General features: G+C 68.4%; 12 protein-coding genes and 1 pseudogene. 6 read left to right on the top strand and 7 right to left on the bottom strand.

What is annotated here, in order from left to right:
* Positions 1-182, top strand: a pseudogene (locus ACFU95_RS38575) (glucarate dehydratase); the annotation flags it as partial.
* Between the two features lie 215 nt (positions 183-397).
* On the opposite strand, the gene ACFU95_RS38580 reads toward ACFU95_RS38575, so the two are convergent.
* A complete protein-coding gene (locus ACFU95_RS38580) occupies positions 398-1,402 on the bottom strand; it encodes a LacI family DNA-binding transcriptional regulator (RefSeq protein ID WP_383838310.1) in 1,005 nt (334 codons plus the stop codon).
* A gap of 325 nt (positions 1,403-1,727) precedes the next feature.
* On the bottom strand, positions 1,728-2,342 hold the full coding sequence (locus ACFU95_RS38585) for an alpha/beta hydrolase (RefSeq protein ID WP_383838439.1): 615 nt from the start codon (positions 2,340-2,342) through the stop codon (positions 1,728-1,730).
* On the opposite strand from ACFU95_RS38585, the gene ACFU95_RS38590 reads away from it, so the two are divergent.
* Together ACFU95_RS38590 and ACFU95_RS38595 are read left to right on the top strand one after the other, a co-directional pair.
* Positions 2,289-2,426 carry a hypothetical protein gene (locus tag ACFU95_RS38590; protein WP_383838447.1) on the top strand — a complete coding sequence of 46 codons (138 nt, stop codon included), beginning with the start codon at positions 2,289-2,291 and terminating at the stop codon, positions 2,424-2,426. The two genes, ACFU95_RS38585 and ACFU95_RS38590, sit on opposite strands and share 54 nt — an antisense overlap.
* 178 nt (positions 2,427-2,604) lie before the next feature.
* Positions 2,605-3,615, top strand: coding sequence for an LD-carboxypeptidase (locus tag ACFU95_RS38595; protein WP_383838313.1), 1,011 nt, complete (start codon positions 2,605-2,607; stop codon positions 3,613-3,615).
* A 1,023-nt stretch (positions 3,616-4,638) separates the two neighbouring features.
* On the opposite strand, the gene ACFU95_RS38600 is transcribed toward ACFU95_RS38595, so the two are convergent.
* From ACFU95_RS38600 to ACFU95_RS38610, 3 genes are read right to left on the bottom strand one after another with little or no spacing between them, the layout of a single operon-like run.
* Complete coding sequence (locus ACFU95_RS38600; RefSeq protein ID WP_383838316.1) at positions 4,639-6,117, bottom strand: tripartite tricarboxylate transporter permease; 1,479 nt, start codon at positions 6,115-6,117, stop codon at positions 4,639-4,641.
* Positions 6,118-6,165: 48 nt separating this feature from the next.
* Positions 6,166-6,666 (bottom strand): tripartite tricarboxylate transporter TctB family protein, encoded by a 501-nt coding sequence (locus ACFU95_RS38605; protein WP_383838319.1) that lies wholly within the window; start codon positions 6,664-6,666, stop codon positions 6,166-6,168.
* Positions 6,666-7,673: a tripartite tricarboxylate transporter substrate binding protein gene (locus tag ACFU95_RS38610; protein ID WP_383838322.1), complete on the bottom strand. Its 1,008-nt coding sequence runs from the start codon at positions 7,671-7,673 to the stop codon at positions 6,666-6,668. The genes ACFU95_RS38605 and ACFU95_RS38610 overlap by 1 nt, the downstream gene beginning before the upstream one ends.
* Positions 7,674-7,790: 117 nt before the next feature.
* Here ACFU95_RS38610 and ACFU95_RS38615 point away from each other — a divergent pair, with 117 nt between their 5' ends.
* Positions 7,791-8,705: a LysR family transcriptional regulator gene (locus ACFU95_RS38615; protein WP_383838325.1), complete on the top strand. Its 915-nt coding sequence runs from the start codon at positions 7,791-7,793 to the stop codon at positions 8,703-8,705.
* Positions 8,706-9,000: 295 nt separating this feature from the next.
* On the opposite strand, the gene ACFU95_RS38620 is transcribed toward ACFU95_RS38615, so the two are convergent.
* Positions 9,001-9,489, bottom strand: a complete 489-nt coding sequence (locus ACFU95_RS38620) for a GNAT family N-acetyltransferase (RefSeq protein WP_383838441.1) — start codon at positions 9,487-9,489, stop codon at positions 9,001-9,003.
* Positions 9,490-9,888: 399 nt separating this feature from the next.
* Between ACFU95_RS38620 and ACFU95_RS38625 the strand changes: the two genes are divergently transcribed.
* Positions 9,889-10,863, top strand: coding sequence for a GNAT family N-acetyltransferase (locus ACFU95_RS38625; protein ID WP_383838328.1), 975 nt, complete (start codon positions 9,889-9,891; stop codon positions 10,861-10,863).
* A gap of 91 nt (positions 10,864-10,954) precedes the next feature.
* On the opposite strand, the gene ACFU95_RS38630 is transcribed toward ACFU95_RS38625, so the two are convergent.
* Positions 10,955-11,851 carry a helix-turn-helix transcriptional regulator gene (locus tag ACFU95_RS38630; protein ID WP_383838331.1) on the bottom strand — a complete coding sequence of 299 codons (897 nt, stop codon included), beginning with the start codon at positions 11,849-11,851 and terminating at the stop codon, positions 10,955-10,957.
* Between the two features lie 122 nt (positions 11,852-11,973).
* Here ACFU95_RS38630 and ACFU95_RS38635 point away from each other — a divergent pair, with 122 nt between their 5' ends.
* On the top strand, positions 11,974-12,996 hold the full coding sequence (locus ACFU95_RS38635; RefSeq protein WP_383838334.1) for a zinc-dependent alcohol dehydrogenase family protein: 1,023 nt from the start codon (positions 11,974-11,976) through the stop codon (positions 12,994-12,996).
* The last annotated feature ends 84 nt before the right edge of the window (positions 12,997-13,080 follow it).

Below are 13,080 nucleotides of genomic sequence, written 5' to 3' on the forward strand. Positions count from 1 at the left end.
GGTCGTTCATCGACGGTTCGGTCCCGGTGCCGCGTGGCCCCGGTCTCGGCGTCGAGCTCGACCGCGCCGGCCTTGACCGGCTGCACGCCGCGTACCTGGAACTGGGACGCGAGCATCGCAACGACGCGGCGTACCTGCGCAGTGTGCGGCCGGACTTCGATCCGCGGATGCCGCGCTGGTAGCCGCAGGTGTGTGACCGATGCGTGTGACCGGTCCGTGTGACCGATCTGTGTGACCGACCGCGCGGGTCGGCAGGAGCCATGGGTGGTGCCCCTGACGGATGACCTGCGGCTTCCTGCGGGGCGGGTCGGCCGTCCTCCGGTAAGCGGTAGGCCGCCGCGATGGTGGTGCCCGCTCACGGGGTCGAGCGGTCCGTCAGGGGCGGGGCCCATGACGCCTACGGTCGCTCGATCGCCGCTGTCGACCCCCGCACCACGAGATGCGTCGGCAGCACTCGTTGCAAGGGCGGCGAGCCCTCCCCGGCGGGTGTCCCCAGGATCCGAAACAGCAGATCCACTGCCGCCCGCGCCGCATGTGCCTTCGGGACGCCCACGGTGGTCAGCGGTGGGGCGGCCATCCCGGCGAGGGCGATGTCGTCGCAGCCGACCACGCTCATCTCGTCCGGCACCCGAACTCCGCGGGCGGTGAAGCGGCTGATCAGGCCGAAGGCGACGATGTCGTTGAAGGCCACCACCGCGCTGGCGCCGCTGGCCAGCACCACGTCGGCGGCGCCCGTGATGCCACCGTCGAAGTGGGGGGCGACGCTGCCGACGTGCACGATCTCGACCTTGCCGGAGTCAGCCATGGCTTCGATCCCGGCGGCCCGCTCCTGCGCGGTCCAGGTGCTGCGGGGGCCGCCGACGTATGCGATCCGGCGGTGACCGAGGGCGTGCAGGTGGGTGAGGGCGTCGGTCATCCCCTCGACCATGTCGGCGGTGACGCTGGCGAAGCCCGGCTCCTTGCGGTGCAGCAGCACGATCGGCTTCTGTGTGAGCTGGTCCAGGGAACGAAGTTCCTCGCTGCTCAGGTGCGGAGCACACAGCACGATGCCGTCCACCTCTGACGCCATCGTGCGGATCGCGTCCAGCTCAAGGCCCTCGTCCCGCTCGGCGTCGCTGACGAAAACGGCGTGCCCGAGGCCCCGGGCACGGGCCTGCACACCCTTGCAGATATCGGCGAAGAAGGGATTGAGCAGGTCCGGCACGATCACGCCCAGGTGCCCCGTGCGGCCGGTGATGAGGCCGCGGGCGGCCCGGTTCGGCAGGTAGCCGAGCCGGTCGGCGGCGGCCTGGACCCGCTCCCGGGTAACCGCGCTGACCGTCCCGTCCGGAGCCAGGGCCCGGGACACCGTGGACGGGGAGACCCCGGCCGCCTTCGCAACTTCTCGAATCGTCACCTGCACGTGCCGAGGTTTACACCCCCGTCCACGAGCGTCAATGCGAGGTTTCTGTTGCCGGTTGTAGAAGGCATGACGTGGTCCGGCGCTGACAGCGGGACGGCACCTGGAAACGGATCTTCACTCTCGCAGTTCGAGCATGTCCTGAAGGCGATCCGCGTGGCCCGCATCGGGCAGCGCAGGCCCCGCGCGCCCCGTGGCCGCGTCCGGGCGGACATGTCGTACGCCTCTCGAAAGAACCGCGCTTACCTGCGGCAAGCAACACCACGCGGATGAGTACGGGACCAACCGCCTTGAAAGGCACCACGCGGTCGCCACTCGCTACCTCACCTCACCTGCGCGGGGTGGTGGCAGCGAGCAGTTCCCGCAGGAGTTCGACGATGAGATCGGGCTGTCCAACGAATGGAGAGTGGCCCGCCTGCCACTCGCGAACGTCGGTGCAGTGCGAGGCCATCTTCCGTTGCAGGCCCGGGTCGATGGCCCGGTCCTGTCCACAGACGACGTAGGTGGAGGGAGTGTGCTTCCAGCTGTGACGCTCCGGGACTCCTCGCCCGCAGCCGGGGGCCTGCGCACGCAGCAGGCCAACCGCCCAGGCAGCGAGAGGTTCGGGACAGTCGCCGTAGAGGACGTCGGCAGCGCGGTCGGGACGCAGACTGGTCGAGCCGTCGGGCTCAGGGGTGATGGCCTCCTGGAGCTGCGGGGACGCCCCGCCCAGACCGGCCGCGCTCTCGCCGGCATCCGGCACGAAGGCTGCCAGGTAGACCAGGTGTCCAGCTCCGCGCACCCCGGTGATCACCGACCCTCCGTAGGAGTGACCGAGCACAATCGGAGGCTCCCGCAGCGAGTCGACGGCGGCCTGGACCGCAGCTGTGTCAGCGGGCAACGAGCCCCGGTGGAGCCTGGGAACGACAACCTCGGTTCCTGCGGCCCGCAACCGGTCTGCCACCACGGCGAAGTGCTCGGGACGGTGGTACAGGCCGTGGACGAGCACTACGGCGGTCAGTTCGCCCGCCTCCTCAGGTCGGTGTGAGGTCAGGTCGACCTCGTAGTCGGCCAGAGCATTAGATCAAATCGGCCATCAACACCCTGGCAAGGAACAGACGTCGTGAAGTGGCTCCGGAGGGCGGCTTGTTCTGGGCCCGGGGGCTTCGTGGAGAGACGCCGGAAAATGTGTCGCGTGTTGTTGAGGGGGCCGTGATACTGCCTCGGTGACCGGTTCTGCGCTGCCTCAACTGCTTCGCCCTCGCGCCCTGGCGCCCGGAGATCTCGTCGTTGTCGCGTCGCTGTCGGGGCCCCTCCATGCCGCGGACGAACCCGACCTCGAGCAGGCGGTGGTCGTGCTTGAGCGGATGGGATTCCGCGTGCGTCGGGCGCCGCTCCTCGAAGCGGGGCGGCACCGTTGGTGGAGCGCGGCTCGGCCGGCGGAGATCGCCGAGGAGTTCAACGCTCTTCTGCGGGATCCCGAAGTGCGCGCCATCATCGCGCATGACGGCGGCCAGGCGGCGCTCGGCTACCTCGACCTGATCGACGTCGACGCGATCACCGCCGACCCCAAGCCGATCCTCGGATACAGCGACATCTCGCTGCTGCATCTCGTGTTCTACGCCCGCACGGGTCTGGTCGGTTTCCATACCGACGTGGCCACCCCCGGACTCGGCGGCCACTGGCAGCACACGCCCGCAGCACGCAGAGCGGAACTTGAAAAGCTCTACTCGACGCTGCTGACCAGCACGGCGCCGATCGGTGCGCTGCCGGCCACCCCGATGTGGGAGTGCTGGCGTGCCGGTCGCACCGAAGGCCGGCTGATCGGCGGGGTGATCAATCGCGTGGTGCTGGCGCAGGCGACGCCTTTCGCGCTGCCGCTCGAATCGTTCGACGGCGCGGTGCTGTTCTGGGAGGAAGCGGGCGGCCAGGCATCGCATGTGTGGAACTACCTACAGGTACTACGGCACTGCGGCATCCTCGATCGAATCTCCGGCATGGTCGTGGGCGTCCCGCACGCGATCGGCGGGCTCGCAGGGCCCGACGCCTCCCCGACCCTCGCCGAGATCGTCCTCGACGTCCTCGGCGACCGTGACATCCCGGTCCTGGGCAACGTCGAGTTCGGACATGCCGGCCCGAATCTGCCGATGCCGGTAGGTATCCGCGTGGCCCTCGACGCGCAGCAGCGGACACTGTCGCTGCTCGAACCGGCGGTACGGTCGCATGCCATGACGTGAGTGGTCGGCTGAGCGACGCGGATCAGCGAGCCGACTGCTGCCGGAGCCGTCACCAGCTATTCCTACGGCGCGGTCGGCAACGTGGCACACCGTAGATCGTTTACGGGCCAACTTCCAGCTGAACCGGTGGTGTAGGGCGACCGTCCGGTCCCGGGCGCCGCCCCGGCCTCTGGAGGCGGCGCTGATGCGACGGCGGACTCGTCCGCGACGACTGCGGTGATCTCGTCGTTCGTGCGGCCGGCGAGGGTCATTTCCTGGATGCGGCGGAACAGGACGCGGTGCACCGCAGCGAGGAGGGCCGCGGCGGTGTAGCGTCTGGGAGTTGGTGATCAAGCCGTTCGGGGAGGGGCGGGGCAGGTGCGGGGGATCTGGGAAGAGACGCCGCGTGGGCTGCGTGCCGGGTGCGTGGCGCTGTGGGCGGTCGGCGCGGTGCTGCTCGGCCTGGACTGGTGGGGAGATCACGCGGGATTCTGGTCGGACAGGGCGTTCCTCACCAATGTCTTCTCGTCCGTGACGGCCGCGGCTTTCGGTGTCCCGCTGGCCTTGGTGATCCTCAACCGGGTCGCCATGGTGCAGGCCGAGGCGGTGGAAGCACGTGCCGGGCGGCGTCTGGCCATGCGGGTGGCCGGTGATTTTGCCGCGTCCGTGCCCCGGCTGGTTCCCGGGCCTGCGGCTCGACTGGAAGACGCGGCCGCAGGGCTGCTCGCGGTGGAGCGGACTGCGCAGGCAGCCCTCAAGGGCTGGGATCCGACCGTGAACGCCTCGGTGGAGGCGATCCCCTCAAGCTGCAGGGCATGCCGGCCCTGGCCACGCTGGACCGGGCCAACGGCGCACCCGTCCGCCGTCACGAACGCGCACGCCCCGGCGAACTGTCGCTGGCCACCACCACCAATGCGCACGTACGGCTTGCCGCCGTCGCCGTGCTGTGGGTCGGCGACGGTGACTGGCCGAGGCCATGCCGCTCCTGCTCGGTCCCCTCGACGACCAGATCTGTCGACCGTGCTCGACCGCTCCTCCGGGCTCTCAGCGCCTGCGCCGGCGCCAGGCTGTACGTACGGCGGGTGCCAGTGCCACGGCGAGGAACAGCGCGAGGAGGGTTCCGGAGATCGGGCGGGTGGCGAAACCGCTGGGGTCTCCGTCGAACATCAGCAGCGAGCGGCGCAGCGAGGTCTCCAGCAGCGATCCCAGCACGAAGGCCAGGACCAGCGGGCCGGGGTCGAATGCGAGTTTCTTCATCAGATACCCGATGACGCCGAAGAAGACCACGAGACCGATGTCGAAGACGCTGTTGTTCACGGTGTACGCGCCGATGAGCGTGATGAGAACCGTGATCGGGGCCAGGACGGCCGACCGTATGCGCAGGATGCGCACGAACAGGCCGACCAACGGAATACTCATGATCAGCAGGAGTATGTTCCCGAGGTACATCGAGTTGACGACGCCCCAGAACAACTCGGGATGCTCGGTGACGAGTTGCGGACCCGGGGTGATGCCCTGGATCAGCAAGGCGCCGAAGATGACCGCCATGGTGGCGTTGGCGGGTATGCCCAGGGACAGCAGCGGGATGAACGAGGAGGTGGCGGCGGCGTTGTTGGCGGTCTCGGGAGCGGCCACCCCTTCCACGGCGCCGTTGCCGAACCGCTCGGGATGGCGTGACCTGCGCTTCTCCAGGGCATAGGCGGCGAGCGAGGCAAGCACCGCCCCGCCTCCGGGGAGGATGCCGAGGAGGAAGCCGACGACTCCGCCGCGGCCGACGGCGCCGGAGGACTGCCGTAGGTCGGCCCGGCTCGGCCAGACGTTGGCGACAGGAGTCGGCGCTTTCGGGGTGCGGTGACGCTCCTCCAGGGTGTAGAGGATCTCGCCCAGGCCGAACAGGCCCATGGCGATGGGCACGAAGTCCAGACCGTCGGCCAGCGACAGACTGTCGAACGTGAAGCGCTCGGTACTGGTGAATCCGTCACGGCCCACGGTGGCCAGGAGCAGGCCGATGGTGGCGGCGACAAGGGCTTTGAGCATGCCGCCGTTGGAGACCGTTGCCACGAGCAGGATGCCGAGCAGCGCAAGCAGCGTGTACTCGGGTGGGCCGAAATCCAGCGCGAACTCGGAGACCAGGGGGGCGACGAAGGTCAGGGCTATGACCGAGAGGGTGCCTCCGACGAAGGAGCCGATCGCGGCGATTCCGAGGGCCGTGCCTGCCCGGCCCTGACGGGCGAGGGCGTGCCCGTCGAAGACGGTCACCACCGAGGACGCCTCGCCCGGCAGGCGCAGCAGTACGGAGGTGATGGTGCCGCCGTACTGCGCACCGTAGAAGATGCCCGCCACCATGATGATCGCGGTCACGGGTTCGATGCCCAGGGTGACCGGGAGAAGGATCGCTATGGTCGCAGCCGGTCCCAGACCGGGCAGGACACCGACCAGCATGCCGATGAGCACACCGACGAGGCAGTAGAGAAGGTTGACCGGCTCAAGAACTACGGCGAAGCCGTCGAGCACGGGGGACACGTCCAACGGTCCTCCCAGACATGTGGCGGTGTCAGGTCCGGTATCAGTTCAGAAGAGATGGGGGATGGTGACCTCGAGCGCGCCGACGAACAGCGCGTAGAGAACGGCGGTGAGGCCGAGGCTGACGGTGACGGAGTTCCGCCGGCTTTCCCGTCCGAGCACGCGGAGCCAGAAGAACGCCAGGAGCGCAGCGGGGATCTCGAATCCGATGACGCCGACGACGGCCACGAACGCGACCATGCTGCCGACGGCGACGAGAACGAGAAGGCCGGTTCGGGTGAACCGCTCGGCGTCGTCCGTGCGCCGGGCCTGGGTGGCCAGGAGGACACCGAGGACGGTCAGCACCGTGCTCACCAGAGCGGGCCAGGTGCCGGGGCCGGGTTCGGAAGGGGTTCCCACGCCCAGGTTCAGTGCTTCCGTGAGCGCCGCGACACCGAGGGCCACGACGACGGCGGCCGTCACGAGCTGTGTCACCGTGCCCGCCGCAGGCGGCCGAACCCCGTCGGCGGGCTCGCCCGCGGCCGGCGGGTCCTCCGTGCGCGAGCCCATTAGTTCTCGCTCAGGTCGATCTTGTGCTTAGCGACGAGGCCGCGGTACTTGTCCAGGGAGCTGGTCCACTGCTCGACCAGGGCGGCGCCGTCGAGCTCGTTGGGAGTCAGCAGCCGCTCCGTGTTGAACTTCTTGTATTCCGCATCGCTGAACGCCTTCTCGAACGCTGTCCGGAGCCGCGCTAGGACGTCCTTGGGGGTTCCCTCGGGGGCGACGATCGCGCGCGACTGCTGGACCGGGACGTCGTAGCCGGCCTCGACGGCCGTCGGAGTGTCCGGCATGTATGAGGGGCGCTTCTCCGCGAAGGTCACCAGCGGGGTGATCTTGCCGGCCTTGATCTGCGCCTGGGCCTCGCCGAGTTGGATCGAGGCGACGTCGACCTGGCCGCCCATGACAGCGGTGAGTGTGGGGGCACCGCCGTCGAACGGTACGGCGGTCGCGTCGACCTTCGCCTGGGAGAACAGCAGTGCCTGGCTGAGGTGGCTGCCGGTGCCGACACCGGTGGTGCCGTACTTGACGGCCTTCTTGGCGTCGACGATGTCCTTGACCGTCTTGAAGCCGGACTTGGGGCTGGCGACGAGGACGTAGTCGTCCTGGGAGAGTCCGGTGACAACCTCGTAGTCGTTGATGTCGACGGCTTCGTCGGCCGGAACGGCCAGCGGAGTTATGTAGGCCAGGGAACCCACGAAGACCATCAGCGTGTAGCCGTCCGCCTTGGCCCCGGCGAGCTCCTTCGCCGCGAGGGCACCGTTGGCTCCGGGCTTGTTGAGTACGGTGACGGTCTGACCGAGGTCGCCGCCCGCGGGATCGGCGACCGCGCGCGCAGTCAGGTCGGTGCTGCCACCGGCGTCCTGACCGACCAGGAGGTTGATTCCACGCTCCGGGAACGAGGAGTCGTCCCCGGTCTCCTGCTCCCCGACGTTCCCGCCGCAGCCGGCCAGAGCAAGCACGGCGGCGAACGTGGCCGCCACCGCGATGCGGCGCCGCACCCGAAGCCTGTTCCGCATGAGTTCCTCCGCAAGCTTGATGGGGTGGGGCATGCCGGGATCACGGTGTCGCGCAGCCTATGATCACCTTTCATGCTTGTCCAACTCCGTTCGTGCATGGACTGATACCTTTTTTGCATGGGCTATACCTTGGACCAACTCCGCGGATTGGTGGCCGTGGCCGAGGAGTTGCATTTCGGCAGGGCAGCCGCGCGACTTCGTATGACCCAGCCCCCGCTCAGCCGCCAGATACAGAAACTCGAGGCGGCCGTCGGCGTTCAGTTACTCCATCGTGACAACCGCCGGGTGGCGTTGACTCCGGCCGGTGAGGCCTTTCTCGTCGAGGCGCGGCGCATTCTGGCAATCGCCGAGGCGGCGCCGGATCTGGCACAGCGCATCCACTCGGGATCGCGCGGGGTGGTCCGCCTCGGCTTCACTGCGGCTTCGACGTTCGGCACGCTCGGCCGCATCCTCAACCTGCTGGAACAGCGGCTGCCGGAAGTGCGCATCGAGCTCTACGAGATGGTCACACGTGAACAGATCGCAGCGCTGGCCGGCGAGGACCTCGATCTGGGCCTTGCCCGCCCACCATTCGACGCCGAACTCTTCGCCTCCCGGCTGCTGCACCGTGAGGCTCTGCTTCTCGCGCTGCCCGTGGAGCACAGACTGACGGAATGGGAGCGGCCCGTGAGTGCCGAGGACCTCGCCGAGGAGCCTTTGATTTTCCACTCGCAGCAAAAGGCCCGGTACTTCTACGATCTCATGGTGAGCCTGGTGCCGCTGGCACAGGAACGCGTGGTGCACAGCGTCAGTCAGGTACTCACGATGCTGTGGCTGGTGTCCGCCGGCCGGGGTATCGCCTTTGTCCCTGCCTCCGCCGCATTGCTCCGGATCCCCGGCGTCGCTTTCGTGCCACTGGCCACGCATATCCCCGAGCCGGTGGAACTGCATCTGCTGTGGTCCCGCCAGTCACAGAATCCTGCCCTCGCCCGCGTGTTGATGGCGCTTGAGGAAATCACCCCCAAAACCCCGTCGGTCCCCTCCGCGGAATGAACCGACCGTGATGCTCGTACGGCATGCCTCGTTACGGCAGGACTCTTGGACAGGCGTTGTCGACGCATCCAGGGGCCACTCGGCCGGTCCGGACTCGTCGAAGGCCCACGGTTCCCCAACGGGCTCCCACCTGAGCCGACCTGGTGGCACGGTCCTGACCCCGGCGATGCCCCGAGCCCTGGCGATGACCCGAGATAGTGCCGCGTCGGTGACGCGCCGTTCGCGAGGACGGCGCCCCCCGGATCTGATGACTACATGACCTCGGGATGCTGCGTCCACTGAGAGATCCCGGAGCCTACGTGAGTTCCTTCCACATCAACGTGCACATCGTTTCGTAGCGGCGCAACGATCCGTCAGGGGCTTGCTCGTCCCACGAGTCCGGCTGACGATCATATGCGACATAACCCAGCCTTTCGTATAGCGCACGTGCCCGGGGGTTGCTTTCCTCCACACCGAGTTCGGCCTGCCGCAGACCGCGGTTTCTGATCCGCAGTTCTGCGGCTTCGACAAGGAACGTGCCGATCCCGCACGACTGCAATGCGGGATGGACTGCAAGCTGCCACAAAGTGCCGACCCCCTTCTTGACTTGGTAGTCGACGCCGCCTTTCGCCACAGGGATGTCCGTTGCAGGGCAGACCGCAAGGTAGTCGACCTCGCCGGTCCGGACACGTTCCAACTGCTCGGCGACGCCGGCCAGGTGGTGGTCAGACCCTGCCCACCCGCACGACGCCAGGTCCGCATGCACCAAATCACGGGCTGACAGCTTCAACACAACGCTGAGCATCTTCAGTACCTCCGGCGAGTCAGCATCCATGCCGATCACACAGGGCGCAAAGCCGTTTCCTCTGCCCATACTCATGACTCACGGGCCACCGCTGCTCAAGCAATCAGACGAACGCCGCTGCTGAAAACGAACGGAGCCGGCTGCGAGAGGCCATCGCGTATGGACGGTGCCTCCGCCGGTTCGCGTACCCATGGGGGAGTGGGCACAGCCGGCGCTCCTCCGGCTCCCCGGAGACCCCCGGCGGACCGGGGCCCAGCGGGTCGTCGATCGGCCCGAAGACGGCCGCCCGGTCGTCGGGGAACGTGGCCGCTCGATCCGCGAGGTACCGCCGGACCCGTCGCTTCGCCCGCGGCGCGCGTCCGTGGTGCGATGGAAGCGGGGGCGGAAAGGAGAGCGATCATGCCCGCAGCGAAGCGAACGGGTGTCGCCGCCTCGGTGTCGGTCCGCCCGCTGGTCGAGTCGGACCTGGACCGGGCCGACGAGATCTTCAGGGTCGCCTTCGGGACCTTCCTCGGGGTTCCTGAACCGGAGACGTTCTTCGGGAGTGCCGACTATGTCCGCACCCGCTGGGCGGCGGATCCACACGCGGCCTTCGCGGCGACCGTCGAGGGCGAGGTCGTCGGATCGAACTTCGCCGCCAACTGGGGCAGCGTCGGGTTCTTCGGCCCGCTGACCGTACGCCCGGATCTGTGGGACCAGGGCATCGGCAGGCGCCTCATGGAACCGGTCATGGCCTGCTTCGACAGCTGGGAGAACCGTCACCTCGGCCTGTTCACCTTCTCGCACAGTCCCAAGCACATGGAGCTCTACCGCCGGTACGGTTTCTGGCCCCGATTCCTGACAGCCATCATGAAGAAACAGGTCGCTGTCAGTGTCACAGTCCCCGGCCGAGTGCTCTACGGCGAGCTGACCGCCGCTGAGCGGCCCGACGCGCTGAGCCTCAGTCGCGCATTGACGGGGGCTGTGTACGAGGGCCTGAGCCTGGAGCGCGAGATCATGGCCACGCAGGCGCAGGGGCTCGGTGACACCATCCTCCTCGAGGGCGCCGACTCCGGCCTCGACGCTCTGGCTGTCTGCCACTGCGGGGCGGGGTCGGAGGCCGGTGAGGACGTGTGCTTCGTCAAATTCGGCGCCGTACGCCCAGGCCCGGACGCCGCGGAGCGGTTCGAACGGCTGCTGAACGCGTGCGAGCAGCTGGCCACCGAGAAGGGACTGGGGCAACTGGACGCCGGAATGAACCTGGCCCGCCAGGATGCCTACCGGCGCATGGTCGACCGCGGTTTCCGTACCTGGCTGCAGGGCGTGACCATGCACAGGCCCAATGAACCTGGCTACAGCCATCCGGACGCCTACGTGATCGACGACTGGCGCTGAGCCCACCGCCGTACTCGGCTTCGGGCTTGCTGACCACGCCCTCGCGGTGGGCTGCGGAGGGCGGAGGTGATCGGCCGAGGAGATCGAACACCTAAGGGGTACGGGGGCGAGTACGGCGTGCTTCGTCGCTGCTGGTCTGCGGCTGCTTCCGCGTATCGGCCCAGGTCGCCAGCAGGGCGAGACCGTCAGCGCTGGGCGTACCGGGATCCGCGGTGTAGGTGGTGATGGACACGTGCGGGTCGCCGGGCAGCGCGAAGTCGTCGTACGCGAGGTCCATCCTGCCGACGGCCGGGTGGTGGACGACCTTGCGTCCGCGCGCGTGGCGGCGCACGTTGTGATTGGCCCAGAGGGTGCTGAAATCGGTGCTCCGCGTGGAGAGCTCGCCGATGAGTGCGGTCACCTGCTGGTCCAGCGGATCACGCCCGGTGGTCGCGCGGAGTATCGCGACCAGCTGGTTCTTCGCCTCGTCGATGTCGGCGTGGAAATCCTTGGCACGCGGGTCGAGGAACACGTACCTGGCGTAGTTCGGTGGCTGCTGGGCCATGGCGAAGAGGTCGGCGTACAGAGCGCGGCCCAGGTCGTTGGCCGCGAGGAGATCGAGGCGGCCGTTCTGCACCACGGCGGGCACGCTCATGGAGTCGAGGACCTGCTGCACCGACGCGGTGATGGGGGAGGTGCGCTGGGGGCGTTTGCGGCGTGAGCCGGGTGCGACGTTGCGTGCCAGGTCGTACAGGTGGGCGCGCTCGTCGTCGTCGAGTTGCAGCGCACGGGCGATCGCGTCGAGGACGCTCTCGGACGCGCCGCCGAGCTGGCCCCGCTCCATACGGGTGTAGTACTCGACGCTGAGGCCGGCGAGCATCGCGACCTCCTCGCGCCGCAGTCCTTTGACGCGACGGTCACCTCCGACGTAGGGCAGCCCGGCCTGCTCGGGCGTGATCCTCGCCCGGCGGCTCATGAGGAAGCCCCTGATCTCCTGCTGAAACTCCATGCCTGAAAGGCTAGGACGCCTGTTCCTGATGTGGGGGTCCCTGAGAGTGCCTGGCAGGCATCCGCGAGACGAGGGACGGTGAGGAGGAACCCCAGAAAAATCTGTGAAAAGGATTGCTGCCAGTGCGTGGAGCTGTCATTCATGGCCCGGGCGATGTCCGGGTGGAAGAGCGCGAGAACCCCACGATCGTGGCGCCGACGGATGCGATCATCCGCGTGTCGGCCGCCTGCGTGTGCGGTTCGGACCTGTGGGACTACCGCGGGATCAACGAGGTGACACAGCCGTCCCCGATGGGGCACGAGTACGTCGGCGTGGTCACCGAGATCGGCGACGAGGTGCGGAGCCTCGCGGTCGGTGACTTCGTCGTCGGGTCGTTCTTCGCCTCGGACAACACCTGTGAGATCTGCGAGGCCGGCTACCAGTCGCGGTGCGCGCACGCCGAGTATGTCGGCGTCGGCGGGGCGCAGTCGGAGTACCTGCGGGTGCCGCTGGCCGACGGCACCCTCGTCGCCACCCCCGGGATGCCGGACGACGACCTGATCCCCTCGCTGCTCGCCGCCTCCGATGTGCTCGGAACGGGCTGGTTCGGCGCCGTCGCCGCTGAGGCCGGGCTGGGTAAGACCGTGGCCGTGGTCGGTGACGGTGCTGTCGGCCTGCTCGCTGTCCTGGCCGCGAAGCAGCTGGGCGCGGAGCGCGTCATCGCCATGTCGCGGCACGCGTCGCGGCAGAAACTCGCCCTCGAGTTCGGCGCGACCGACATCGTCGCAGAGCGCGGCGACGAGGGCGTGGCCAGGATCAAGGAGCTCACCGGCGGATACGGCGCGCACAGCGTGATCGAGGCCGTCGGCACCCAGGAATCGATGATGCGGGCCATCCGCTCCACCCGCGCCGGCGGACACGTGGGATACGTGGGTGTGGCGCACGGGGTGGAGCTGCCGGGTGAGGAACTGTTCTTCGCCGAGGTGCACCTGCACGGCGGCCCCGCTCCGGTGCGCCGGTTCCTGCCCGAGCTGATCCAGCTCATCTGGGACCGCGAAATCGACCCGGGCAAGGTCTTCGACCTCACACTCCCGCTCGATCAGGCCGCCGAGGGCTACAAGGCGATGGACGAGCGCCGCGCCATCAAAACCCTCCTGAAGCCCTGACCTCTCACGCACCAGTTCCGGCCGCGCTCGCCCGGGACCTCGAAGGTCCTGGGCAGGCTGCGGGACCCCATTTGATTCGACGGG

Origin of the sequence: Streptomyces sp. NPDC057623 (assembly GCF_042800355.1) — a bacterium.
GTDB lineage: Bacteria > Actinomycetota > Actinomycetes > Streptomycetales > Streptomycetaceae > Streptomyces.

Bases quoted from the DNA above. Each gene is read 5' to 3' on its own strand.
- ACFU95_RS38625 (WP_383838328.1), top strand. From the start codon at position 9,889: ATGCCCGCAGCGAAGCGAACGGGTGTCGCCGCCTCGGTGTCGGTCCGC.
- ACFU95_RS38615 (WP_383838325.1), top strand. From the start codon at position 7,791: ATGGGCTATACCTTGGACCAACTCCGCGGATTGGTGGCCGTGGCCGAG.
- ACFU95_RS38610 (WP_383838322.1), bottom strand. From the start codon at position 7,673: ATGCGGAACAGGCTTCGGGTGCGGCGCCGCATCGCGGTGGCGGCCACG.
- ACFU95_RS38605 (WP_383838319.1), bottom strand. From the start codon at position 6,666: ATGGGCTCGCGCACGGAGGACCCGCCGGCCGCGGGCGAGCCCGCCGAC.
- ACFU95_RS38630 (WP_383838331.1), bottom strand. From the start codon at position 11,851: ATGGAGTTTCAGCAGGAGATCAGGGGCTTCCTCATGAGCCGCCGGGCG.
- ACFU95_RS38620 (WP_383838441.1), bottom strand. From the start codon at position 9,489: ATGCTCAGCGTTGTGTTGAAGCTGTCAGCCCGTGATTTGGTGCATGCG.